Below are 21690 nucleotides of genomic sequence, written 5' to 3'. Positions count from 1 at the left end.
CTGCCGCTATCGATGACTTTTGTGAATGAATTACCGTCACCTTACCCCTTCTATGTCACTGCTGCTGGCCTTTGAGGCCGCTGCGCGCCATGAAAGCTACACCCGCGCCGCTGTCGAGTTGTCCCTGACGCAAAGCGCTGTCAGCCGCCAGGTTCAGGCCCTTGAGCAGCAACTCGGCCTGACGCTGTTTCGGCGCGAAGGCCGACAGGTGCAGCTGACCGACGTCGGGCGCCTGTATCAGCGTGAAATGAGCGAAGCCCTGGGCCGCATTCGCAGCGCCACCTTGCAGGCCATGGCGTATCAGTCCGGTGGCGGTACGCTTCGGCTGGCCACCTTGCCGACCTTTGGTTCGAAGTGGTTACTGCCGCGTCTGCATGATTTCTACAAGACTCACCCCGGCATGCTGGTGCACATCAATTCGCGCATCGACGCCATCGACTTCGAAACCAGCGGCATCGACGCGGCCATCGTGGTCGGCACCCGCGATCTGCCGGGCCTGATCAGCCACCGCCTGCACGCCGAAGAACTGGTGGTGATCGTCTCTGCCCACGTTGCCGACACCCATGCCATCTGGACACCCACGCTGATTGCCGAACAGCGGCTGCTCACGGTCGCCAATAACCCCAACGTCTGGGGCGACTGGTTCAGCCATCACCATCTGCCCCATCGCATGATGCGCCTGGGCGCCAGCTTCGAGCTGACGTCACACCTGATTCAGGCGGTCAGGGCGGGCATCGGCATGGGCCTGGTGCCACGCATTCTGGTTGCAGAAGAGCTGGCGAGTGGGGAGCTGATCAGCCTGGACTTGCCCTTCGCCAGCCAGCGCAACTACTACCTGACGTACCCGCCACGCAACGAGATGCTGCCTTCTCTGCAGGCGTTTCGCGCGTGGCTCTTGGAGCAGATCTGAGTGGGTGAGAGATACGTAACGACGCGCTCTACCCGCTACTGCCAGCGATTAAGCCATCGCGCCCCGAACCAGTCTGCCGTCAGTAACTTTTGTACGGCAAAAACTTGCCCGACAAGACGACATTGACCCGGTCGCCCTTCGGGTCCTGTTCGCGCTGGATATCCATCGAAAAGTCGATCGCACTCATGATGCCGTCACCGAACTCTTCGTGGATCAGCTCCTTGATCGTGGTGCCATAGACGTTGACCATCTCGTACCAGCGATAGATCAGCGGGTCGGTTGGCACCGCAGTCGGCAAAGAGCCCTTGTAGGGAACGACCTGCAACCAGGCCACCGCCTCATCCGAAAGCTCAAACACCTTACCGAGTGTCTCGGCCTGCGCTTTGTCGAACTTCATCTGCCCCAGGCAACCGGCAGTCGTCCACTCTTTGGACAGGCCGATGGTCTCTGCAACGTCACACCACTTCAGGCCCTTGCGAACCTTGGCGGCGAGGATCAATTGGGTGACTTGGTCGCGATTGGAAATCATGGAAAACCTCTCTGATTGAGTTGTGCAGCTAAAGGGTTAAACGGTGCTCAGGCGACAATTCGCAGTTTCGAATCCGACGGGTTATCAGGCCCTGGAGGCGGACTGTCGTCGGGCAAGCCGGGATAAACGATCAATGGGTCAGTCAACGTACCGGATTGCGCGTTTTGCTCCTGAATCGTTTTGGAACGACGCACCAGGAAATCCACCAGGTGGTTACGGATGCGATAGAACTGCGGGTCATGGTGGATGGTTTCGCGTGAGCGATCACGTGGAAGGGTATTGACCACGATCTCCGCGATACGGGCGTGAGGGCCATTGCTCATGAGCATGATCTTGTCGGCCAGAAGAATCGCCTCGTCCACATCATGGGTGATCATGTAAACGGTCTGCTGGGTAGCCGAACAGATGCTCAGCAATTCGTCCTGAATGACACCGCGGGTCAACGCATCAAGGGCGCCGAAGGGCTCATCGAGCAGCAGCATCTGGGGTTCGACCGAGAACGCACGGGCAATGCCGACACGCTGCTTCATGCCACCGGACAGTTCGCTGGGCTTCTTCTGCCCTGCCCCTTTAAGCCCGACCATCTCCAGGAAGCGTTTGCCATGTTCGGCCACTTGGGCCTTGGACCAATCGGGATGACGGGAGCGCACGGCGAATGCAATGTTCTGATCCACGGTCATCCAGGGCAGCAGCGCGTGATTCTGAAACACTACGCCACGGTCCAGACTGGGGCCGAAAATCTCGCGACCGCCCATCACCACGGTGCCGCTGCTGGCCTCATCAAGGCCGGCGAGGATGTTCAGGATGGTGCTCTTGCCGCAGCCGGAGTGGCCGATCACACAGACGAACTCGCCACGCTGGATCGAGAAACTGATGTCTTCGAACACCGGGGGAAGGTCAGGCCGATAACGCTTGGTGAGCCCTTCGACCTTGACGAACGCAGGCGTGCGGCTGGTGGTTTCATTCAGCATAAGTCACCTTCTTTTGCAGGGTGGCGAACAGCAAATCCAGGAGCATGCCCATCACCCCGATCATGAGGACCGCGAAGATCACGTTGGACAGCGACAGGTTGTTCCACTCGTTCCAGACGAAGTAGCCGATGCCAGTGCCACCGATCAGCATCTCGGCGGCGACGATCACCAGCCACGCAATGCCCATGGAAATCCGCATGCCGGTGATGATCGTCGGCGCGGCGGCAGGCAGCACGACCATGAAGGCTTTTCTGAGCGGGCTGACTTCCAGGGTGCGCGCCACGTTGAGCCAGTCCTTGCGCACCGCTGCCACGCCGAATGCGGTGTTGATCAACATCGGCCAGACCGAGCAGATGAAAATCACGAAGATGGCCGAGATCGACGAGTCCTTGATCGTGTAAAGGGCGATGGGCATCCAGGCCAGCGGCGAGATCGGCTTGAGCACTTGTATGAACGGGTCGAGCGCGCGATACAGCAGTGGCGACATACCGATGGCAAAGCCCAGCGGTATCGCCACGAGCAGAGCAATCAGATAACCCACCGCCACCCGTCCCAGCGAATAGGCCAGTTGAATACCAATACCCTTCTCGTTAGGGCCTCGGTCATAGAACGGATCGCTCAGTTGCTTGAACGCCAGCGTCGAAAACTGCACAGGCGTCGGAAACCCGCTGACTTTGCGCTGCTCGCTGCTGACGCTTTTGCCCATCAGCACGGCGTATTCTTCATCCATCGCCACCTTTGCCGACTTGGCCACCGGCAACGTTGCCATCTGCCAGACCAGTAACAACATCGCGAGCATCGCCAGTGACAACAGAGCAGCCCTGAACCTTAGTGTTTTCATCGAAAGCTCCTCTTACGCGCGCTTGATGGCGAAACCATCGAGATAGGCCTTGGGTTGAGTAGGATCGAACGGGCGGCCCATGACCGAAAACGCCTTGTAGCCCGACAACGGTTCGGCGCTGGCCTCTCGCATATCCAGCTCGTGCATCTGGCGGCGAGCGTCAGTCATCAGGAACACCTGCTCGGCGATGCCGTTGAAATCCATATCGCCCTTGATATAGCCCCAGCGCTTGAGCTGGGTGAGCATCCAGGTCGCCATCGAATACCAGGGCATCGGATCGAAGTCAGAGCGCCGCGGATCGTCCTGCACCACACCCAACCCATCGGCAAAGCGACCGGTGAGCCCTTGGCGAATGACGATTTCCGGCTGGTTCAGGTAATTCGGCGTGGAGATGGTTTGCGCGATCATCGTGCGATTGGCCGGGTCGCGTGCCATCGCGGCAGCGTTAAGAATGGCCCGGTACAAGGCAGCAAAGGTATTCGGGTTCTCTTCGATGAATTTCTGTGACGTGCCAAACGAGCAGCAAGGGTGACCGTCCCAGATTTCCTTCGAGAGGATGTGGATGAAGCCAATCTCGTCGTACACCGCCCGCTGATTGAAAGGGTCGGGGCCCAAAAATCCATCGATGTTGCCCGCGCGCAGGTTGGCGATCATTTCCGCAGGCGGAGTGACTCGAAGCTGCACGTCGCGGTCAGGGTCGAGGCCATGTTCGGCCAGGTAATAGCGCAACAGGAAGTTGTGCATCGAGAACTCGAACGGAATGGCAAACTTGAAACCCTTCCAGTTACGCGGATCGCGGTTGTCCTTGTGTTTGAGCGCCAGGGTGATCGCCTGACCGTTGGTGTTCTGAATGCTCGCAACGCGCATCGGTTGAGCGTTGGAGCCAAGACCGAGCGAGATGGTCAGCGGCATCGGTGCGAGGAAGTGCGAGGCGTCCAATTCACCGTTGAGCATGTTGTCGCGAACCAGCGCCCAGCCTGCGGTTTTTTGCAGCGTGACGTTGAGGCCCTGCGCCTTATACAAGCCCAGCGGGTCAGCCATGATCAGCGGCGTCGCGCAGTTGATCGGGATAAAGCCGATCTTCAGGTTTTTCTTTTCCAGCGCGCCGGGCTTGTCTTCTGCCATGGCCTGCATTGCTTGAATCGGCAACAGACTGTTGATGGCTGCCATTGCTGCGCCGATGCCCACGGCCTTCAGAAATCGGCGACGGGCGTTGTCGTTGGGAAACAAGGCGCGGATCGCGGCGGCCTCAACGAAATCCCGAGACAAGGCTTCTGCATCTTGCCCGCGTGCCATGCGGGCACTTTCGGCACCGGCATCGTGCGCCTGTTGGCTGGCGTGCTGTCCGCAGGTGCAGCCCGACAAGGTCGAATCGGTGCCGTACGGGCGGTAAAAGTTGTCGTCGCTCATGCCCAGTGTCCTTGTGGAAAGTGAGGGTCAGGCCGCTGCCTGTCCAACTTGCAATGTGGAGGCCATGAGGCCGTCGAGGTCCTGCTCCATCCGAAGATGCCCCTCGCCTTGCTCGACGACACGCCACGTCCCGGCAGCTGACGGCAGGCCGCGCAGTACGATGGGCAAAGAACGTGTTTTCAGACGGATCACCGGTTGCACGTGGACGTAGCCCGCGTGTGCCTTACCCAGCAGCGCATGGGCAATTACGTTGGCCTGCAATGAAATCGGCTCCACGAATCGGCACGGCAGACCCGCCAGGCTGATGCAATCGCCCAAAGCGTGAATATCAGGATCGCTGGTCATCAGGGTGGTTGGATCGACCTGAATGCCCCGGTCGAATGCCAGTCCGGCGTTGTGTGCCAACCGGCCATCAGTGATCAAGCCCGTCGCAGCCACTACCTGATCGAATTCGAATTGGCGACCGCACTCCGTTGCCAGCCTCTTCACACCGTTCGATGTGCCCTCGATACCTGCCACTTGCACACTGCCGACGAACATGATGCCCAGGCGTTGCTGGCTGCTCAGCAACAGCTCCGCGGCGAGGTCAGGCAACAGCCCTGTCAGTGGCAACGGATTGCGATCGATCAGGGTAACGCTGTGCCCTGCCCGGGCGAAATCTTCCGCCAGTTCACACCCCACCATGCCGGCGCCGACGATGGCAACACGCTGAGAACGCTGGCTCAAAAGGTTCTGCAATCCCGACCATTCGTTGAGGTTGTTGACGCGCCAGCACAAGCTTGGTGGCAAGGCGGCCGGCAGTGCCGGGCGAGCGCCCTGCGCCAACACCAGCTTGGTGTAATTGAGGGTGCCGCGGGTGGTGCGCAACTGATGCAACGCGGGTGTAAGCCCCACCACCGACGTTTCGGTGTACAACCGCACGCCCAGCCGAGCGGCAGCGTCATGGGCGGTCTCACGCACCAGGGATTGCGCGGTCTGGCCACGACTGACCGCCAGTGACAGCTCCGGCTTGTGATAACGGTTGCCGTTGCAGGCGCTGATCAGAGTAACGGGCACCGAACCGTCCAGTTCGCGAATGGCCTCGACCATCGCCCAGCCCGACAGACCGCCGCCGACCACGACAATCCCGGTGCCGCGATGGGCGCTCGGAACGTGGCTCACTGCCTCGACTTCACGTTTGACGAACAGCTCAAAATCAGTCTTGGTCACGCCACACAGCGGACATTCCCAATCGTCCGGTATGTCTTCGAAACGGGTGCCCGGCGGCAGGCCGCTGTCCGGATCACCCAGTTCCTCGTCGTAGATCAGCCCGCAGGCGCGGCAGATGAATTGCAGCCAGGGTTTGGTCAGCGCGCTCATGCTGGCAGCTCCTCTTTCATCAACCGCGCCATTTCCCAGCGCAGGTGCTTGATGGCGGGCGTGACGATGGCGACGAAATGGGCTTCACGGATTCTGCGCTGCGGGGCGGCACTCATCCGGTAGCCACGAGCGCCCTGGTGCAGCAAGGCCGACTGCGAGGCCTTGAGGGCCAGCTCAGCGCCTTGCACCCGCGCATCGAGTACGTCGAGCAAATAATCCTTGCTGGTTTCGTACGGCGTCCGGCATAGCTTCAGCACCCGGCTGTTGAGATCGTCGAGTTCAAACTGCAACTCGTCCGGGCCGTTGTGCAGGAACTGATTGACGTGGCCAAGCGTCGATTCGACCTCACGTATCGAGTCGATGCTGCCTTGGGTCACGCCGGTGGCCATCCCTGACTGAAGCAGGATGAACGCGCCACGGATGCGCTGAATGAAAGGTCGCGCAGGATCGGCAATCAGGTTGTCCTGCGCAACAAAGTAATCGACCAGCCGGATACCAAAGGTGCTGGTGCCTTCCATGCCGGAAAACTCCGGGCAGGTCTTGAGTTCGACACGCTCATCGATGTCGAGCATGAACATGATCTCGTGGGAGATCGAACCGTCGTCTCGTTCCACACCCGCGATAGCGCCGCAGTATTGGCCACGGTTGATGTGACTGACCCACGGCAAGGCGCCGTTCACCACATAACCCCCAGCGACTTTGCGGGCCCGCAGGATGAGGGTTTCAATACCCGCCAGGGCCTTCATGGGATTGGAGAGCGCCGTACCACCGAAAGTGAGGCCTTCGGTATGCGCCTCCAGGCGGCCACGAAGCGCTGTGTTGTCCGACTGATCCATGTACAGGCCGCAAACGTCATGGCACCACATCAAAAAACCAGTCGAGCCGCAGCTGCGACTGGCCTCGTGCATGCTGCCAATGGCGACGTCGAAGCGATTGCCTTGCTGCTTCAGATGCGCCGCAAACGCGCCTGCCTGTCCGAGGGTTGCCATGATATCCAGCGGGTAATGACCTTCATCGATCCGGTGTGCCGCCTGCGCCAGCGGGCCAGCCGCAATGCGACTGACTTCACTAAGCACCTGTGCGTCGTCGCTCCAGTCTGCGGTGCGTCCCGCAGCGGCGAAAGCAACAGCAATGTTGTTCATGGCAACTCCTCCCTCAGTGGTGTACGTCAACCGTGGTGCGCTTGATCCAATAGCCGACGATCACTCAGCCAGGCTGATGCTGAACGGAATCGGATTGCGCAAGGTGTTGGCCATTGGCGAGGCGAAGTTCGCCAGACGGACGATTTCATCGAGGGTTTCGCGGGAAGCATCGCCTTCCACCAGCACCTTCACGCGGATGTCCTGGAAGCCCATTTCCAGCGGCTGTTTTTCCGCACCACCGGCACCCCACGCGGAGGGGTTGCCGATGTCGCCTTCCAGAAACACTTCGAGTTTGCTGAGTTTGACGTTCATCCAGGTGGCAACAGCGGTGATGCCCACGGCGAGGCAACCGCCGAGGCCGGACAAGATGATTTCGCCAGGCGCCGGCGCCGTGTTTTCGCCAAACAGATGCAGCGGCTCATCGACCACGACGGGGGTGTGATCGCCCACATAGCTGAGGGTGCGGAACATGCCTTGAGTGACCGTATGAACCTTGTTGGTGCCACGCATCTGAGGATTGTTGCGGCCCTTCTCCGCGAAAGCCTCAAGACCTGTGCGATCGATTGGCTTCAGGTAGGTGGTGACGGTTTGGGCGGTTGCAGTGGACATGTTTGATCTCCATTGGACTTGAACAGTGAGCCTGCCGGGAACGCAGTGCTCTTTCGCCAATGGACTATCGCAACGGCTGTGCCAATGCTCGGCAGCGCGATTAAAATAAATTATTTATTTTATAAATCATGAGCTTGAAGTTGATCAATTATTTAACTGGCGCAGATGAAGTCTTTAAAAGCCAACTTCAATCCACCTACAAATTGTCGACATTGTTAACAATGTCGACAATTTGTAGGCCGGGCTCGCTTCTAGAAACCCGCTCTTTTCCAGCGGTAATTGAATTGCCGGGCGGTCATCCCCAGCACTTGCGCCGCGCGGGATTTATTCCCGCCACAACGCTCGACGGCCTTGCGCAGTTCATCGGGCGAGTGGGAACTGGCGGACACATAAGGCCGTATCAGATCATGCTGATGAGGCGCGTTCGGCGGACCGCTTGCGTCACCCGGAGAGGAACTGACCTGTTCGAGCGTCGGCAGAAAACGCTCCACATCCGCTGCGCTCAATACAGCCCTGTCGGCCAGCAACACCATGCGTTCGATCAGGTTCGAAAGCTCGCGAATATTGCCTGGCCAGTCGTGTAGCTGCAGACGCTCAATGGCCGTGGCATCGAAGCTAACGTTGCGTTGATTGGCCTGATTTATCCGGTTGAGGAACTGCAACGCCAGCGCGGGGATGTCGCCTCGCCGACCGGCCAGGGTCGGCAGCAGAATGGGGATAACGTTGAGGCGATAGTACAAATCCTGTCGAAAAACGCCTTGGCTCACCTCGATGGCCAGGTCGCGGTTGGTCGCGGCCACCAGCCTTACGTTGACCTTGACCTCTCGTTTTCCACCCAGGCGGGTGATCGTGCCTTCCTGAAGTGTGCGCAGCAGCTTGGACTGCATCGACAACGGCAACTCTCCGATCTCATCCAGAAAAATCGTGCCGCCGTCCGCCTGTTCAAACCACCCGGCTCGGGCACTGTTCGCGCCCGTGAAGGCTCCGCGTTCGTAGCCAAACAACTCGGATTCGAAAAGCGTGTCGGGTATGGCCGCGCAATTGATCTTGATGAACGGTTTGTCCTGCCGGGGGCTTGCGAGATGCAAGGCCCGCGCAAACAGCTCTTTGCCTGTGCCCGACTCGCCCAGCAGCAACACACTGGCGGTCGAGTTAGACACGCGTTCCAACTCCGAAACGGCCCTGAGAAGCTCAGGGGAAGTCCCGACAATGCCGTATCGATTGGTACGGATTTCCAGAGCGCGCGCCAGTTGTTGATTGCGCATCTCCAGGGCCTCGGTTTTCTCTTTGACGTAGGTCCGAAGATGCAGAATCTGCCCGGCCATGGTCGCCAGGATTCGCAGAATGCTTAGATCATCGGTTAGCGGTCTTGCACGCATACGGATCCGGTGCGTGGCCAAAACGCCTATCACCTTCTGCCCGATCATGATCGGCAGTGCAATGTAGGAAACAGGGCCCGGTGGCAGCTTCGAGCGCTCGACCACACGGCCAAGGAAAGACGGTTCTTTGTCGATGTCCTGCACGATGATCAACTGCCCACGCGCCAGTACGCGCCCGGTGATCCCTTCCTCCAGCGCGTAAACCCCTCGCTTGATTTCATCGCGCGTCAATCCGTAGGCATAGCGAATGCACGCCTGCCCCGCCGCTTCGTCAAAGAGCACGATACGGCCGCGATTCAGGCCCAGAAGTTCGGAGAGCAGGTGCAGCATTTCGTTGAGCACTGTGTCAGACGCCAGCTCCTTGCCCATCAACCCCGTGACCTGTTGCAGCAGGAGCATTTCCTGTGAACGCCAGAACGACGGTGATGCTTCGAAGTCCTGCTCAGCAGTGGCGTTGTCCAATCACGTATCCCCGATTTCGGCCTTCATCTGCGTCGATGATGACGCCGAATATCGCATCTGACCATGGCAGATTTATCAGGCTCGTTGCTTCGCCAGCCAACATCCTCTCCCCGTCAGTCTCATCGCCCGCCAGTAACGACAGCGATCGAGAACGTGAATGAGCCCTTCAGCAACACTGCGAAGGGCTCGTGGTGGCTTAGCGTTTGATAAACGCCAGGAGATCCTCGTTGATGACCTCAGGATGAGTGGTGCACATCCCGTGGGGATACCCTTTGTAAACCTTGAGTGTCCCGTTTTTGACCAGCTTGATGGACAGCTCGGCAGAGTCAGCGATGGGGACGATTTGATCGTCATCGCCGTGAAGGATCAGTACCGGCACGGTAATCTTCTTCAAGTCTTCGGTGAAGTCGGTTTCCGAAAACGCCTTGATGCAGTCATATTGGGCTTTCGCTCCACCGATCATTCCCTGGCGCCACCAGTTGCCTTTCACCCCTTCCGAAACCTTGGCACCCTCGCGGTTGTAGCCATAAAACGGTATCGGCACCTCTGTGTAGAACTGGGCGCGATTGGCGGCCAGCGCCGAGCGAAAGCCATCGAACACTTCCATCGGCAGACCGCCAGGGTTTGCAGCCGACTTGACCATGATCGGAGGCACTGCGCCGATTAACACCGCTTTCGCCACGCGGCCAGCACCGTGCCGGGCGACATAACGCGCCACCTCGCCACCGCCGGTGGAATGACCGATATGCACGGCGTTGGTCAGCTTCAGATGAGCCACCAACTCAGCCACGTCCGCAGCGTAGGTGTCCATGTCATTACCGGTGGCGGTTTGCGTGGAGCGTCCATGCCCTCTGCGGTCATGGGCGATCACACGGTAGCCCTTGGAGACGAAAAACAGCATCTGGGCATCCCAGTCATCGGCACTGAGCGGCCAGCCATGGTGGAACACGATCGGCTGACCCGACCCCCAATCCTTGTAGAAAATTTTAGTGCCGTCAGTCGTGGTAAAGCTTGTCATGTCGGTGGGTTCTCCAGCGGTGTGCGAGGCTGTTGCGGCTTGAGCGACACTGCCGCCCACCACCATTCCAGAAAGCGAGCTCGCGGCCAGTACGGTCGCACTCACCTTCAACATTTGTCGGCGTGAACTCGATGGCGTTTCATGGGTGTCAGACACACTACCTCCCTCTTTCGGCGATGCACGAAAGTCAGACTAAGAATGCGGGTTCTAGAAAAAGGTGCTGAAGGCGGCGTGATTCGGCTTGTCTTCAAACACACCAGCCGTATGTTCGTCCTGGCACACGCGAATGGATAAAAGCGCGTTGCTGGCAATCAACCCATCGAACAAAGGCTGAAATACCCGCTCGACGCTCATGCGCATGGAATCCTCGCTCAGCCACACGCCCTGAATGATCCAGCGACCCAGCCCGGGGGCGTCGCTGTGAAGCTGACAGTCCACGCAGCCAGCGTCGTTGTTTGCCAGGTCTACCGAGTCTCTGAGCAGCTGGCCGCAATCGGCCAGGAGGTGTTCATGCGTGTGAACCAGAACGACTCGGGATGCGGATTGAACGTTCATAGAGCTCTCCAGGTAACGGCTGCGCTTCCACCGACTGCTGAGCGGCGTGTGGATGTGATTGGCCTGCTGGGTATCATCGGTCGCACGGTCGGTGGCCGCTATCGTCGATTCGGATACCGGGCCTAAACCTTCGTATGACGCACAGGCGCTCGTTCTCGCCCGGGAAAGACGATGGCGCGGGAGATTTCGGGATCAGGAGAGGCCGGCACAGCGCATGAACGGCTGGCTGACAGAAACAAAAAAGGCCAGCGCAATGCGCTGGCCTTTTCAGTGTTTCGTTTGGCTCCACGACCTGGACTCGAACCAGGGACCCAGTGATTAACAGTCACTTGCTCTACCAACTGAGCTATCGCGGAATGCCGGCTATCTTACTGTCTGAAAAACAGATGTCAAGCAACGAAGTGAAAAAATTAGCAGGATAATCAGGTGTTTAATGGATCAAGCGCCTGTCAGACGACGACGCCCCGTGCGGCACTCACCGCACGGGGCGATCATTCATCGGATCAGTCCGGCTTAACGACGATCCAGCCAGACGGTCTGCGCGTTGCAGAATTCGCGGATGCCGAAGTGCGACAACTCGCGACCGAAACCGCTTTTCTTCACGCCGCCAATCGGCACGCGGGCATCGGACGCTGTGTAGCCGTTGATGAACACGCCGCCCGTTTCCAGGCGAGAGGCAATGTCGCGCGCTTTTTGCTCGTCCGCGGTCCAGACGCTGCCCGCCAGGCCGAACTCACTGTCATTGGCCAGTTCGACGGCATGCTCGGCGTCCTGGGCGACGATCAGCGACGCGACCGGGCCGAACAACTCTTCCTTGAAGGACGTCATGTCGGGGGTCACATTTGCCAGGATGGTCGGCGCGTAATAGTTGCCCTCACCTGCCAGCTTTTCGCCGCCGAACAGCAAAGTGGCGCCTTCGCTCACGGTTTTCTGTACCTGAGCGTGGAGCTCATCGCGCAGGTCATAACGGGCCATCGGCCCGATGTAATGTGCTTCGACCAAGGGATCGCCGACCTTCAGTGCCTTGACCGCCGCCACGAATTTCTCGGTGAACGCTGGCAATACGCTCTCTTCGACGATGATGCGCTTGGCGGCCACGCAGATCTGACCGCTGTTCTGATAACGCCCGACCGTTGCCGCTTTGACGGCCTCGTCGAGGTCCGCATCGCCCAGCACGATGAACGGATCGGAGCCGCCCAGTTCCAGTACGCACTTCTTCAGCGCTGCGCCCGCCTGAGCGGCGATCGCAGAGCCTGCACGCACGCTGCCGGTGACCGCGACCGCCGCAATGCGCGGGTCGGCAATGGCCGTGGACACGCCTTCGTTGGTGACGTTGATGACCTCAAAGACACCTTCCGGCAGTCCGGCTTCCACCCAGGCATCGCGCAACAGGTACGCGCAGCCCATCACGTTCGGCGCGTGCTTGAGCACGTAGGTGTTGCCTGCAAGGATCATCGGAATCGCGCCGCGGAGCACTTGCCAGATCGGGAAGTTCCACGGCATCACGGTCAGGATGGGGCCCAGCGGCAGATAGTCGATGTACGCCTTGTCATTTTCTACCGGGGTCTTTTCCGGCGTCAGCATCGCGGGGCCGTTTTCGGCGTACCACTCGCAGGTGACGGCGCACTTTTCGACTTCACCACGGGCCTGACTGATTGGCTTGCCCATTTCGGCGGTGATCATCTGTGCCATTGCCTCGGCGTTGTGACGCAGGGCCGTGGCCATCTTGCGCAATTGTTCGGCGCGCGCACTGACCGGCTGTTTGCGCCAGAATTTGAAACCTGCGGCGCTGCGTGCCAAGGACTGCTCAAGCTCGGCGGCTGTTTCGAACGGGTATTGGGCGAAGACCACACCCGTGGCAGGGTTCAGCGAAATGGCGTGGGTCGCAGAGGCGTGTTTGGACATAACGAAATCCTGTTGAATGGGCGTGATCTTCACCGTCAGGCGAGCACCCGTTGCTGAAGTCTTGAGACCACGATAGGCTCTCGATCGAATTTCCGATAATGAATAATTATCAAAAATACATTCTCGATTTGAGAAAGACTGAGGCTTCGCTTATGGACCTGACCCAACTCGAGCTGTTCAAGGCCATCGCCGAAGAAGGCAGCATCACCGCCGCCGCGCAGCGTTTGCACCGCGTGCCTTCGAACCTGACCACGCGCATCAAGCAACTGGAGCAGGAACTGGGCGTCGATCTGTTCATTCGAGAGAAGCTGCGCTTGCGGCTCTCGCCCACCGGCTGGACGTTTCTCGATTACGCGCGGCGCATTCTGGAACTGGTCGACGAAGCCAGACAGGCGACCTCGGGTTCGGAGCCGCAAGGTGTGTTTTCGCTGGGTTCGATGGAAAGTACGGCAGCGGTGCGTATCCCTTCCCTGCTGGCTGAGTTTCATCAACGTTATCCGAAGGTCGAACTGGACCTGTCGACCGGACCTTCAGGCGACATGATCGACGGCGTGCTGTCAGGTCGGCTCAGCGCGGCGTTCGTCGACGGACCGTTGCGGCATCCGGAGCTGGAAGGAATCGAATTGTTCGAGGAGGAAATGCTGCTGATCACGGCCGCAAGCCATGAACCGGTGACGCGTGCGCGGGATGTGAGCAGCAAGACGGTCTATGCGTTTCGCCAGAACTGCTCCTACAGACGCCATTTCGAAGCCTGGTTCAAAGCGGACCTGGCAACACCGGGCAAGATCTTCGAGATGGAGTCCTATCACGGCATGCTCGCCTGCGTGACCGCCGGCGCCGGTGTGGCGATGATCCCGCGCAGCATGCTGGAAAGCATGCCGGGCAGCCGCAATGTGAACGCGTACCCGTTAAGCGAAGCGTTTCGTTACCTGAATATCTGGCTGACGTGGAGGCGCGGCGTACGCTCACCCGCATTGAATGCCTTCATCGATCTGGTGCAGACGGCCGTACACGAAACATCACCGCCCGTCCCTCCATCAATCCCGGCTTGACGTCCGGTCCTCAGCAGCAACGCGCATTGCATTGGCGCTGACTGTAACGGGCCTTCTCGCGTTCACGGAAGAACGCTTCGTAAGCCATCACGGGCTCATCCGGGTGATGCGTGGCCATGAACGCAAGGTACCCGTCGTAGTCGGGCATGCCCAACATCAAACGCGCAGCGCGACTGACACGTGCAACGGCAGCAAAGGTTTTAGTGAACATGGGGAGACCTCGTGAAAGCGATGCCACCAGAATGCGCTCGATCACGGGATTTTGCACGGAGCAGAACGCACTCATCTTTGCCGTATCAGAACGCAGCAGCCTCTGCACGCTGCCTACCGGTAATCGCGACGGCTTATCGCCATATAGCCTAACGGACTGTCATTTTTGACAGGTTCGCCCTTCAGTGATCAGGGGTAGGCTGAATCACGGACTGGAATGACGCGAGGAAGCGGACGATGAAGCTGAAGACAATGCTAGGGGCTTTTGGCATAGGGCTATTCTTTTCGGCCACGGCCTTCGCGCTCGACGTGAATGAGGAAACACCGATTCTCGAAAGCGGTGCCGACCACTACGATTATCTTGTCTACGCCATGACCTGGCAGCCAACCTACTGCCTGCTAAATGCCTGCAAGACGACACCCAGGTCCGAGTTTTACACACACGGCATCTGGCCTTATCTGAAGACAAACCCCTCCAGCCAGAACCGACATCCTGATTCATGTACCCAATCAATCGGCTGTACGCAAGACACAGCGTGCGCACTCACAGAGGCGAACATTGCCGACGCGAAAGCTATTCCGGGATTCATTCAAATCGTGACCGACAACCCGGAAGGATTGATGAAGCACGAATGGCAGAAACACGGCACTTGCTATGGAGGTTCCTCGCTGGACTACTTTAAAGACTTCATCAATCTTCGAACATTCGCGACCTTTGATGAACATGCGTTCGGAGCACTCATCGGCGTCGAGGGTGGAACGACGCTATCGGACATACAGACATTGTTCCCGCCCAATACGTCCTATCGGTGTGCAACGTACAAAAATGAGCAGTACCTGTTTGAAGTGTTCTATCTGTTGAATAAGGACAGGACCGGGGCACCTTACATCGACCAGGGCCTACAGATTGGCACCGCCTGCGATCCTGCAAGGAAGATTGTCATCCCGACTGCGCCCAGTTGATCATCTGAGGCACCTTTACTCTCTCAGACTCAAGAGTGGAGACCGGATCTTTCACCTATACCGTTGAAGTCTCAGCGATTGCGCGGGCATAAAAAAACGCTGCATTAAATGCAGCGTTTTTGTGTGCGGCTATCAGCATAAATCACTACCAGATCGTTTAGCCGTTCTGACGGCCGTAACCCATGGTGGTGTATTCCAGGCTGTGAGTGACGCCCGAACCGTCCACGTAGATCATGGTGGATTTAACCAGGCCGTCGACTTTTTCAGGGTCTTGAGCGGTTTTAACGCTGGTGACCTTGGCAACGTCGATGCCTTTGTGACGGTTGTACTGCTCAACCTGAGTCAGAGGCTGTGCGCTGGACTGGGTGTCAGCGAAGGCGCTTACGGAAGCGAATGCAGTGAAGACGGACAAGGCTGCGAAGGCTAAAGTTTTCATTTTAAATCTCCAGAAGTGGGTGTGATTCTTAAGTAAGCAAAGCGTATGTTCGTTTGCTTGTGGCTGATTCTTCACCATTGTTCTCGAGAGGGTAAATATTTACGGTCGATAAGACACATTAGCGGCGTTGATATAAGAAGATTGTTTCATTCCGAGTAACAGACTGTTGTTGTAAATGATGGCAACGCTTTAACTGACGTGCGCACATCACTGCACTGCACTGCACTGCACTGCACTGCACTGCAGGTGCGCACCGTAAATACATGACTGTTTACAACGATATCGAGCAGTATTGAGCCCGCTACCATTACTTATGACGTCGAAAATGCCAGGCAAAGAAAAAGCGATCACCCTGCGCAGGATGATCGCTTCAGGTGTTGCTATTTGGTGAGTCGGTCGTAGTCCATCTCACCGGCCACTTCACGGAAGTTCATGTGGTCCAGCGGACTGGCTGCGGTACGCCCGGCACCGACCTTGTCGGAACCGTCAGACGCCAGCCCTCGCTCAGGCTTGCCGTTGGCGGCAACCGCATTGGCGCCGACATGATCGGCACCATCTGCCGCGACACGGTTAGCGCCGACACGATCTGCGCCATCAGCCGCTACACGGTTAGCGCCGACACGATCTGCACCGTCGGCCGCAACACGGTTAGCGCCCACGCGATCTGCGCCGTCAGCCGCTACACGGTTAGCGCCCACGCGGTCTGCGCCATCAGCCGCTACACGGTTAGCGCCAACGCGGTCTGCGCCATCAGCCGCTACACGGTTGGCGCCAACACGGTCTGCACCGTCAGCTGCGACACGGTTAGCGCCCACGCGATCTGCGCCATCAGCCGCTACACGGTTTGCGCCAACGCGATCTGCGCCGTCGGCAGCCACACGGTTAGCGCCCACGCGATCTGCGCCATTGGCCGCAACACGGTTGGCACCGACACGATCTGCACCGTCGGCCGCAACACGGTTGGCACCGACACGATCTGCACCGTCGGCCGCAACACGGTTGGCACCGACACGATCTGCACCGTCGGCCGCAACACGGTTAGCGCCAACGCGGTCTGCGCCATCAGCCGCTACACGGTTAGCGCCAACGCGATCTGCGCCGTCAGCTGCGACACGGTTAGCGCCAACGCGGTCTGCGCCATCAGCTGCGACACGGTTAGCGCCAACGCGGTCTGCGCCGTCGGCGGCGAGTTTCGCGGCACCCACATGATCCGCGCCGTCAGATGCTGTGGCATTGGCGCCAACATGATCGGCGCCGTCGGCTGCTACACGATTAGCCCCCACACGGTCTGCGCCATCTGAGGCGAGTTTGCTGGCACCTACGTGGTCAGCGCCATCGGCGGCTGTCGCGTTTGCCCCGACATGATCCGCGCCATCTGAGGCTGTTCTATTAGGGCCGACTTTCTCGGAACCGTATTCCGCAACCGTCTTGCCCTCGTTCACATCTGAGGCTGCATACGCAGCCGACACGCCCAAGGCCAGCACGGAAACCGTCAGGCCCCAAATCATTTGTCTCTTCATAACCGATTGCTCCAAGTGTCATGTCGGTTGATGTGAGCAAGATGCTCGGATGGTTGCCTACCTCGGCACTGTTGTCTTCCTGGACCTTCCATAACTTACTCTTTTAATAAAGAACGCCGAAAATGGCTCAACTGCCTGCTTAACGAGACAGTCACCCAATCCAGTTGAACCGAACGGTTAAATAAAAACAGCGATCACGCCTTCAGAACAGGATAGTCCTCGTCGGGCCGTCACGCCCGTCTTTACAGGACGATCCGCCGGATGGCTGCTGATCATATCCTTTGCAGTTCGATCCAGTGCCGGGTTATTAGTTCGCCAGTTATCAATAAAAGCACGATCAGGCAAGTTCAGCCAATAACACCAAAGTATGGAATGACGAGCAAGAGAACATCGGAGCGGGGAAACGGAAACCTGCGATATCGCACCGAATAAGGGCATGACAGAACGAACTAAACGAAGGGCCGTCACACGTCAGTGGCAAGTACTTGATTCGTGAAGAACTTTATAAAAACCTGTCGGGATTCGGAGCTAGGCGTTGAACACGCGGCAGCGGGCAACAATAGGGCATGGAATGGAAACGGCCGAAAACTTGAAGCCGTCGTAACGTTGTACTCAGCGCACAGGCTGAACGCGACGTCAGACGGCTTCAAGGCAGTGAATCGATCAGCCCGGCAATTGCCCCTGACCGCTCTCGATGATTTTTGCGAAATTCATGACGTTATCCACGTACTGGGGATCGCCTACGCCGCCTGCGTCGGAGAGGTTGCTGCTGACTTTGTCAGGCCCCGAGTTATAGGCCCGCAGCGCTGCCCCCCAATCGCCAAAGGCTTTCTGTTGATCACGCATGTACAAGGCGCCCACCATGATGTTGTCGTGGGCGTTGTTCACGTCAGCGTTGCCGAGCAGCTCAGGATTTTCTTTCTTGAGACCCGCAAAGGTGTCGGCGTTGACCTGCATCAGGCCGGCATCGGTCTTGCCGTTGACGTTGGTGGTGTCCTGACCCAATTGCCCGCGTGATTCGGCCCAGATCTGTCCGGCAAGAATGCTCGGTGGTACGCCGGTCGCCTTGGAAGCGTCCAAGATGTCGGCGCGGTACGGCTCCAATTGCTTCGGCAAATGCAGATCGCCCGACCCCGAGAGCGACGTATCACCCGGGACCGCGCTGGCGGCGTTGCTGGACGGAGCGCCTACGCCCCCGCTCCCGCCATTGCCGCCACCGCCGCCCGCGCCATCAACGCCACCGTTGCCACCACCGCCTTGAGCCGCCAGATTTTGGGGATTGGGCTGATTGCTGTTGTTCTGCGTGAGCATCTGCAACAGCGCCATCAACAGACTCATGATCTGTTGAACCATGCCAGTCTGGCTGTTATTCCCCGCCAGCGGGCTGGCCGCGTTGGCCTGGGGATCCTGACTGTTGGGCGGCGCGAAGTTGACTTGGGACTGGGTGGGGTTGGCGAAGAGCAACGTGCTTGGGTCAATAGAGTGTTGGCCGCCGCCACCGCTCAGTGCACTTGGCTGCCCATGTTTGCCGCTCAGGGACGAGAAGTCCGTGGGCATGGCATTCGGATCCTGTAACGGGCGAAGCGACGAAACACCGATACTCATGATCGTTTACCTCTTTCAGGTCAGGGTTATGAATCAGCGTGTTGCAAGTGGAGAGCCGTATCTACACGCCCCCCCATCAATGCGCCTTGGGAATGCCGAACTGCGCAAGCGTCGGATCGACGTTGTGGTCGAAAGCTTTCTGCGCTTTGTGTTTTTTCACCGCTTCGATAATCGCGGAGATGCCGAAGCCCAGGCTCATGGCAGCGTCGGCGATCCAGCCCACTACCGGGATAGAGGCGCCGATTGCGGCGCCTGCCGCCATACCGACCGCTTCACCGGCGACCATGCCCGCCACTCGACCACCAACTTTTGCGGCCACTTCACCCAGCCCCGCGCGGCCGGCTGATTTGGCCACAGCGTCATAGCCTTGCTTGGCCGCCGACAAGCCGGATTTGGTGCTGTCGTAAATGGTTTTGGCCGCATCGGTTTTGTCGCCACGGGCGAGCATGTCCGAGACCGAAGCGAAACCTGCGACCGAGCGTAACGCCCCGGGCCCCATTTGCGCGGCGACCTGCAGGGCCATCGAAGGCGCGTGATCCTTGTCGCCTTGGGCATCGTCAAGCAGCTTGCGTCCGCTTTTGGACGCCTGCAGTTGCGCGAACGTCGCATCGACGTAGTGCGCTTGCTGCCTCTGGACAAAGCCTTGGGGCAGGACGCTGTCGTAGGCCGCCTTCTGTGCGTCGGCAGCGTTGAGGGCGTCGGTGGCGTCGGCTTTTTTCTGATTGAGCAACTGCTTTACCGCGCCGCCTTCGCTGAAGTTGCGCACGTATGAGTCCTGCAACTGTCCCTGAAGATCAGGCCGATTGCCGAGCACCTGGTCGGCGGTCGGGACTTTCGCGTCGTCGCCCAGCAGGTCTTTCTGCATCTGCAATTGCGCCGACAACCCACCGATTGCGCTGCTGTAATCCGCGTTCGGCTTGTCTTTGCTGGTCGCCTTGTCGGCGGCGGCCATGTCAGTCTGCAAGGCCTGGCCACTGTTGACCTTTTGCATCTGCTCGTTGACTGCTTTTTGCAACTGCGGCGTGCTGCCAACCAACGCTCGCGACTGCAGTGGAATCTGTTTGTCGAGAAACGCCTGGACATCAGGATCGGCCTGCAGTTGGCCGATTTTTTCGTTCAGCGCATCTTCGGTTTTCTCGGTCTTGCGCAGATCATGACCGGCCACCACGCTCTGCCGGGTCTGTTGCAACTTGACCATCACCGCGGCTTTCTGCTCACCGGTGTAGGCCGAGGGGTTGTCGAACACGTCCTTGTCCAATTTACTGATGTCGGTGTTGGCGACCGAATTCAGCGTGGCTGCGTCGCTGAGCACACTGGCGAATTCGCCTCCGTTGGTGGGCGCCTGCTTCTTGATCCAGTCGCTGATATTACTGGCGCTGAACAGTTTGTCCGGGCTGTGAGCGGCCAGAGAGCGCCCCTCGAGACCGCCTTGGTCAATTTGCGTCAGGAAGCCGGGTTGCGACCAGGTTTTTGCCGACTGCCTGAGCGCGCCTGCCAACCCGGGGTTGTCGTCCTGGATCGCCTTGAGGCCATCGGCACTGGTGAGCCCATCGACTTTCGTCTTGCCGTCAGCGCCCTGCGCATGTTTCGGATCGGCCGCTTTGGTCAACGGTTCATTGGCGCGCATCAACGCTGCGCTGCGCACCAGTTCCAGCGACTGGGGATCAGCGTCGGGATGATCTTTCTGATAGTTGGCGACGTCTTTGTCTGCGCTGTCGGCGGCTTTTTGCATGTTTTTGGCGAACGCATTGAGGTCGCCGTCGGTGATCTTGCCATCGGCCTTGCCGCCATGTTTTCCGGTGTCGACGGCGGTTTTCAATGCCGGGTTGGCGTTGATGAAGCCCATCGCCTTGGCCCCATCGGAGCCTCCCTGCGCCGCCATGCGTGCAGCGGCGATGGGTCGGTTGAGCTCCTTGGCGGCCTGTTCTCGCTGGTCAGGCGGCAGATTCGCGACCATGGGTGCCCAACGCTTCAGTTCCTTGGGCGAGGAGTACTTCGAGTCATCCAGAAAACTGGCCTCTGAGGCTTTGGGTGCGCCAGCAGGCTGTGTGGCATCGGCGGGTTTGCTCGCGTCGGCCGGTGTGGCTGCGCTCACATCGTTGACGGTGCTGGGTTGTCCCGGCGTTGTCGTGCCCTGAGCGGGCGTCTTCGCAGGCAACGTCTGGTTGCCAGGGGCCTCCGTGCCGGGTTGTGTCTGGGCGTTGCCCTTGAACAATTGAATCAGCAGCGACAGCAACTGCGTATCCGTGGACTGGGCCGGGCTCTGCGGTGGCGTGCCGGTGGCGCCGAACTGCACATTGGGGTTGGCGGCTCCGCCCTGGGCCAGCAGCATCTTGGGTGCGTTGAGGGCTGCGTTGCCGAGGGTCGAGTGCTGGATCGAATCACCGCTGTCGGGTTGAGGCGCGATACCGCTGTAGGGACTGTTCGAAATACGCATGGGGGTCGCCATCCGGGAATGAAGGATGGCAACTGTGTGGTCGTTGACGGCGGGCGGTTCCGCTCAATGTTTCGATCTATGTCCATCTTGAGACTGCCGGCAGTGCCCTGTCGCAGATGCCGTGCCTGCGAAACCACCGCGCCAGAGCACTGCAACGCCTCCATCATTCTGGTTAATGAAGACCATGAAGACGATTGTCTTCAGGTTTGCGGGCCGTCACGTAACATCGCCCCATCACTTGCCGCCCCACTCTTCACTTGAAGGACTCACGACCATGACTATCCATCTAATCAACGCCGTCGCCCTCACCGCCGTCACCGTGTTCCTGGTCAACCGCGCCTTCGCCCTGTACGACCTGGTCAATGCCGCCACCGTCT

Annotated in this window: 19 protein-coding genes and 1 tRNA gene; 4 read left to right on the top strand and 16 right to left on the bottom strand. The window is 59.0% G+C overall.

Annotation, left to right across the window (positions count from 1 at the left end):
• Positions 1 to 25 precede the first annotated feature (25 nt).
• Complete coding sequence (locus AB4N84_RS24245; RefSeq protein ID WP_460043560.1) at positions 26 to 910, top strand: LysR substrate-binding domain-containing protein; 885 nt, start codon at positions 26 to 28, stop codon at positions 908 to 910.
• 79 nt (positions 911 to 989) lie between these two features.
• On the opposite strand, the gene cynS is transcribed toward AB4N84_RS24245, so the two are convergent.
• The 12 genes from cynS to AB4N84_RS24185 all read right to left on the bottom strand — a co-directional run bounded on the left by cynS (position 990) and on the right by AB4N84_RS24185 (position 13090).
• Positions 990 to 1439, bottom strand: coding sequence for a cyanase (gene cynS, locus AB4N84_RS24240; RefSeq protein WP_074751263.1), 450 nt, complete (start codon positions 1437 to 1439; stop codon positions 990 to 992).
• Between the two features lie 47 nt (positions 1440 to 1486).
• Positions 1487 to 2410: an ABC transporter ATP-binding protein gene (locus tag AB4N84_RS24235; RefSeq protein WP_074751265.1), complete on the bottom strand. Its 924-nt coding sequence runs from the start codon at positions 2408 to 2410 to the stop codon at positions 1487 to 1489.
• Positions 2400 to 3251, bottom strand: a complete 852-nt coding sequence (gene ntrB / locus AB4N84_RS24230) for a nitrate ABC transporter permease (protein WP_460043559.1) — start codon at positions 3249 to 3251, stop codon at positions 2400 to 2402. Before ntrB ends, AB4N84_RS24235 begins: the two co-directional genes overlap by 11 nt.
• 12 nt (positions 3252 to 3263) lie before the next feature.
• Positions 3264 to 4661: a CmpA/NrtA family ABC transporter substrate-binding protein gene (locus tag AB4N84_RS24225; RefSeq protein WP_460043558.1), complete on the bottom strand. Its 1398-nt coding sequence runs from the start codon at positions 4659 to 4661 to the stop codon at positions 3264 to 3266.
• Between the two features lie 27 nt (positions 4662 to 4688).
• A complete protein-coding gene (locus AB4N84_RS24220; protein ID WP_460043557.1) occupies positions 4689 to 6020 on the bottom strand; it encodes an FAD-dependent oxidoreductase in 1332 nt (443 codons plus the stop codon).
• Positions 6017 to 7162 carry an acyl-CoA dehydrogenase gene (locus tag AB4N84_RS24215; protein WP_460043556.1) on the bottom strand — a complete coding sequence of 382 codons (1146 nt, stop codon included), beginning with the start codon at positions 7160 to 7162 and terminating at the stop codon, positions 6017 to 6019. The genes AB4N84_RS24220 and AB4N84_RS24215 overlap by 4 nt, the downstream gene beginning before the upstream one ends.
• A gap of 60 nt (positions 7163 to 7222) precedes the next feature.
• Entirely contained in the window at positions 7223 to 7771 is a 549-nt protein-coding gene (locus AB4N84_RS24210) for an OsmC family protein (RefSeq protein ID WP_460043554.1), read from the bottom strand.
• 251 nt (positions 7772 to 8022) lie between these two features.
• Positions 8023 to 9612: a sigma-54 interaction domain-containing protein gene (locus AB4N84_RS24205; protein WP_074751277.1), complete on the bottom strand. Its 1590-nt coding sequence runs from the start codon at positions 9610 to 9612 to the stop codon at positions 8023 to 8025.
• A gap of 196 nt (positions 9613 to 9808) precedes the next feature.
• On the bottom strand, positions 9809 to 10630 hold the full coding sequence (locus tag AB4N84_RS24200; RefSeq protein ID WP_460047120.1) for an alpha/beta fold hydrolase: 822 nt from the start codon (positions 10628 to 10630) through the stop codon (positions 9809 to 9811).
• Positions 10631 to 10837: 207 nt separating this feature from the next.
• Positions 10838 to 11185 carry a hypothetical protein gene (locus tag AB4N84_RS24195; RefSeq protein ID WP_460043553.1) on the bottom strand — a complete coding sequence of 116 codons (348 nt, stop codon included), beginning with the start codon at positions 11183 to 11185 and terminating at the stop codon, positions 10838 to 10840.
• A gap of 280 nt (positions 11186 to 11465) precedes the next feature.
• Positions 11466 to 11541 (bottom strand) — tRNA-Asn (locus AB4N84_RS24190).
• A 157-nt stretch (positions 11542 to 11698) separates the two neighbouring features.
• Positions 11699 to 13090 (bottom strand): aldehyde dehydrogenase family protein, encoded by a 1392-nt coding sequence (locus AB4N84_RS24185; protein WP_460043552.1) that lies wholly within the window; start codon positions 13088 to 13090, stop codon positions 11699 to 11701.
• Between the two features lie 152 nt (positions 13091 to 13242).
• Here AB4N84_RS24185 and ptrR point away from each other — a divergent pair, with 152 nt between their 5' ends.
• Positions 13243 to 14142, top strand: a complete 900-nt coding sequence (ptrR, locus tag AB4N84_RS24180) for a putrescine utilization regulator PtrR (RefSeq protein WP_074751284.1) — start codon at positions 13243 to 13245, stop codon at positions 14140 to 14142.
• Between the two features lie 10 nt (positions 14143 to 14152).
• Here the strand turns inward: ptrR and AB4N84_RS24175 are convergent, their stop codons facing one another.
• On the bottom strand, positions 14153 to 14353 hold the full coding sequence (locus tag AB4N84_RS24175; RefSeq protein ID WP_074751286.1) for a YbdD/YjiX family protein: 201 nt from the start codon (positions 14351 to 14353) through the stop codon (positions 14153 to 14155).
• Positions 14354 to 14589: 236 nt separating this feature from the next.
• Between AB4N84_RS24175 and AB4N84_RS24170 the strand changes: the two genes are divergently transcribed.
• Complete coding sequence (locus tag AB4N84_RS24170; protein WP_460043551.1) at positions 14590 to 15315, top strand: ribonuclease T2 family protein; 726 nt, start codon at positions 14590 to 14592, stop codon at positions 15313 to 15315.
• A gap of 157 nt (positions 15316 to 15472) precedes the next feature.
• On the opposite strand, the gene AB4N84_RS24165 is transcribed toward AB4N84_RS24170, so the two are convergent.
• On the bottom strand, positions 15473 to 15751 hold the full coding sequence (locus AB4N84_RS24165; RefSeq protein WP_074751291.1) for a DUF2790 domain-containing protein: 279 nt from the start codon (positions 15749 to 15751) through the stop codon (positions 15473 to 15475).
• A gap of 374 nt (positions 15752 to 16125) precedes the next feature.
• On the opposite strand from AB4N84_RS24165, the gene AB4N84_RS24160 reads away from it, so the two are divergent.
• On the top strand, positions 16126 to 17052 hold the full coding sequence (locus AB4N84_RS24160) for a hypothetical protein (RefSeq protein ID WP_460043550.1): 927 nt from the start codon (positions 16126 to 16128) through the stop codon (positions 17050 to 17052).
• Between the two features lie 882 nt (positions 17053 to 17934).
• Here AB4N84_RS24160 and AB4N84_RS24155 read toward each other — a convergent pair.
• Together AB4N84_RS24155 and AB4N84_RS24150 are read right to left on the bottom strand one after the other, a co-directional pair.
• Entirely contained in the window at positions 17935 to 18828 is an 894-nt protein-coding gene (locus AB4N84_RS24155; protein ID WP_460043548.1) for a lytic transglycosylase domain-containing protein, read from the bottom strand.
• 124 nt (positions 18829 to 18952) lie between these two features.
• Positions 18953 to 21313: a type III effector HrpK domain-containing protein gene (locus tag AB4N84_RS24150; RefSeq protein ID WP_460043547.1), complete on the bottom strand. Its 2361-nt coding sequence runs from the start codon at positions 21311 to 21313 to the stop codon at positions 18953 to 18955.
• Positions 21314 to 21690 lie beyond the last annotated feature (377 nt).

Source organism: Pseudomonas sp. S2_H01 (genome assembly GCF_054668305.1).
The sequence above is the reverse complement of the archived record's forward strand: the minus strand, read 5'-3'. Positions and strand labels throughout refer to the sequence as shown.